Source organism: Streptomyces purpureus (genome assembly GCF_014648195.1).
In the GTDB taxonomy this organism is placed as follows: domain Bacteria; phylum Actinomycetota; class Actinomycetes; order Streptomycetales; family Streptomycetaceae; genus Streptomyces; species Streptomyces purpureus.
The window spans coordinates 51,529-54,867 of sequence record NZ_BMQQ01000026.1 but is presented as its reverse complement, the minus strand read 5'-3'; the positions used below and the strand labels follow the sequence as shown (position 1 = coordinate 54,867).

At 71.8% G+C, this 3,339-nt stretch carries 4 protein-coding genes; all 4 read right to left on the bottom strand.

All coding sequences use genetic code 11. The annotated features are described in order from the left end of the window. Positions 1-200 precede the first annotated feature (200 nt). The gene (locus IEZ01_RS26795; protein ID WP_019888124.1) at positions 201-449 is read right to left on the bottom strand and encodes a hypothetical protein; all 249 of its coding nucleotides are present in this window, start codon (positions 447-449) and stop codon (positions 201-203) included. A 4-nt stretch (positions 450-453) separates the two neighbouring features. Next, positions 454-771 carry a hypothetical protein gene (locus IEZ01_RS26790; protein WP_019888125.1) on the bottom strand — a complete coding sequence of 106 codons (318 nt, stop codon included), beginning with the start codon at positions 769-771 and terminating at the stop codon, positions 454-456. Positions 772-1,072: 301 nt separating this feature from the next. Next, complete coding sequence (locus tag IEZ01_RS26785; RefSeq protein ID WP_373287671.1) at positions 1,073-1,945, bottom strand: DUF2268 domain-containing putative Zn-dependent protease; 873 nt, start codon at positions 1,943-1,945, stop codon at positions 1,073-1,075. A 780-nt stretch (positions 1,946-2,725) separates the two neighbouring features. Beyond that, the gene (locus tag IEZ01_RS26780; protein ID WP_189204192.1) at positions 2,726-3,211 is read right to left on the bottom strand and encodes a hypothetical protein; all 486 of its coding nucleotides are present in this window, start codon (positions 3,209-3,211) and stop codon (positions 2,726-2,728) included. Positions 3,212-3,339 lie beyond the last annotated feature (128 nt).

Below are 3,339 nucleotides of genomic sequence, written 5' to 3'. Positions count from 1 at the left end.
TGACCTGGGCCTTCTCTCAAGAGCGGGTGACGGGAATCGAACCCGCGCTCTGAGCTTGGGAATCACCCGGTACTTGGGTGGGTGTATACCGTCTGACCTGCGAGAACGATCACTGGCGACCTTGCGTCGGTCGACTCGGCGAAGCCTCTGGTGACCGCTGTTAACCGCCCCTACTGGCACGTTGTGGCACGGGCTTCCGCTCAGGGGCCGGTTGAGGCGTGGACCTCTCCCGGAGGGTGCCGCCGGGCCTTCCAGCGTCGTCGGGCCCGGTCGCCGGTTTCGCCGAGGGCGACCAGTACGGCGGTGGACGCGGCGCTCGGCGCGAGGCCGGCCGGGTTGCCCGTCGCGTGTCCCAGGAGCCAGAGGGTCAGGGTGAGCGCGGCCCACCAGGCGGTGAGCGATACGGCCTCACGTCGCGCGCGGCTGGTCCGAGGTGCTGTGGCGGACACGGCGTCAGGAGCCCTCACGCGGGGTAGCGGCCGGGCGGCGCTGACGTAGAAGGGTGGCGACGCCCAGAACCAGGCAGCCGGCGACGGCGAGGGCGCCGCCGGCCGCCGTGCAGGCGAGTGTGATGTCGGGAGAAGCGCCGAGCAGGCGCGGGATCGCGTTGACGGGTGCGGTGGCATAGATCAACAGGAGGGCCCAGCCACGCGTCCTTACGGGAGCCAGTCGTCGGCGCAGACGCTCGGGGACTCGGCCGGCGGCCATGGCCAGGCCCGCCGGCAGCACCGTGAGGGAGAAGAACGTGAGACCGATCCACTGCCATGTCATGAGGGCTGACTCCTGGGGGTGCATTCACAGCTCGGCCGTGTGGGCAGCCGGTGACTGTCGCGGTGATGACGCCGCACGGCGGGCGGGCGCGTGATGGTGACCCTATCGATGCCGCGGAAGGCCGGGGCAGTGGGCCGCGCGGCCTGGTGCCGCGCGGAGAGCCGGTGATCAGCAGCGCCACGGCGACGCCGAGTGCCACCACTTCCGCAGGTCTTCGGGCTGATCGGCGTGGTCGCCGGCCGTCGGGTCCTGCATCGCGCCCGGCGGGCCGGGGCCGTCGTAGCCCTGTCGCGGGGTTGTCTCACGGGCTGCTCGGCACGCCTGCGTTCGCGAGGATGTCGTGTGCCGGCAGCGCCGTGCTCTGGGCGGCGGTCAGACCGGAGACCGCCAGGTGGGCGTCCACGATCCGGAGGCCGGCCGCGTATCCGGCGAAGTCAGGCAGTCCGACGGGCTGGTGCCCCATGTGCTGTGCAGTGGCGTCGCCGTACACGTAGGCCGGCAGGTTCTGCATCCCGGCCACATCGATCCCGGCCGCGACCTTCTCGCAGACGTCGTCCAGTTCCGGGCCGGACAGCGCCGTCGCCCAGGGCCCCATGGCCGACTCGCCCGCCAGTTCACGTACGAACGGCTCGGCCAGCCCCTCGCCCACGACCTGCTCGCCGATCGTGACCGTCATCGGGTTCCAGACCACACTGGCGTAGCGCACGTTGTGGTGGGGCTCGTGCGCGGCGACGGAGCCGATTTTCGCCAGGCTGGTCGCGGTTGGCCACATGGTCAGCTGGATCGCCCCGGGGATGCCCCCCATACCGAGATAGCCGGCATTGCGGACCGTCAGCAGGGCGCCATCGGGGTCACCGAGGACCAGGACTACATCCACGGTCTCGGCGCTCTTGACCCCCGGAACCGCGCCGCTCAGTCGCTCCCACGCCGCCGCGAGGCAGTCCTCGATCCGGTCCCACACACCCGCGTCCCGCATCTGCCCCAGGGCCGCCAGATAGCGCGGGTCCTCACGGTCGATCCGGAAGCTGCTGCCCATCTGGTGCATCTGCACCACATCCACGTCCACCGTGGACATCACGCTCTGCAGGCCAGTCGGAGTGTGAGCCGCTCCTCGGGGCGCCTCGTGCTGATCGTGAGAGCTGATTGCGTCCCGACTGGCCAGCGCATTCTGCAGGGCCTGGTGGAAGGTCTCCGGCATTGATGCCACGACTGCGATTGTCGCGACCGGCCGGCATGGGGCCCTGTGCTTGCCCGCTCCGTGCGCACGGTGCAGCCCGTGCGCACGGGGCGGCTCGGACAGTGCACCCGGTTCATGACCCTGGCCGCGGCCGTATTCGACCACGTCGGCGTCACCGGTGGACGCCATCACCGAACGGTTCGGCGGCGATTTCAAGTGCTACGAGATCACCTGCCCCCCAGCTGCACGACCTCATCCCCCGGGGTGCCGACGCCCGCAACATCGACCGCACCATCGGACACCGCGCCCTCGGCCGTCTGGTCCTGCGCCCCGACGCCGGACGCCGCTTCGGCGGCCGCTACGTGATCGAACGGTACTGCCGCCACACCAGGGCGTATCTGCAGCGGGTCGTCACGGTCGCCGCAGAGCGGATCGTGGCCGCCGCCATACGGCGCAGAATGCCCCAGCAGCAAAACGTGCCGGTACCGGCGCTTAACCTCTCCTTGGTACTCCGCCACCACACCTCGCGGCGGGCGCTGCGGTAGAGCGGGCAGGCAACCCGGCACCCGGCTACGCGGCAGCAGCAGACGCCCTCACAGCCCTGGCGGCGGCACGGATGACCCCGGCACGCCAGTAGCCCCCCGGCACCACTCCGCCCGCACCCCACCCCGAAGGCTGCCAGCCGCACCCCCGCGGACCAGTACCGTCGGCGCGCACCGCGACCGGCCCCCCACCCAAGCCCAGAAAGACACAACCCTTGACGTACGAGCCCCACCATCACCAGCAGTCACCCGTGCGGGGAGCCGCACTCCAGCGGCCCGCAGGCATGAGCACGGGTAAGAAGATCGGTATCGGCTGCGGCGGCTGCGTGGGTCTGCTGTTCCTCTTCGCCGCATGCACCGCGGTCATCGGCGTCGCGGCCGACGACACGAAGAACACCCCGAAGCCCGTCGCGTCCGTCACCGCCACGGCCACCACGCCGACCACCCCGCCCGCCACCCCGCCGTCGCCGTCGCCGTCGCCGACGCCGACGGCGACGGCGACGGCGGAGCGGAGCACGCAGACCCCGGCCAGCGCACCCGCCTCGCCCGCCCCGACCCGTACGCAGACGGCGGAGACCGGCCAGCGCAGCCATGCCCCGACCCCAGCTCCGAAGTTGTCCACGCAGGCGCCCCGGCCGACGGTCACGCGGACCCGGGAGACGACGACCGGCGGGACCGGCAGCGGGGGCAGCGACGGCGGCGGCAGCGCCAGCACGGTCAACCCCGGCTCCTACTGCTCCCCCGAAGGCGCGACCGGCCGCACGAAGGCCGGAACACTCATGCGCTGCACGAAGAAGCCCAGCGAGGACCGCGCCCGCTGGCGGGCCGCGTAACCAGGACCAGCCACAG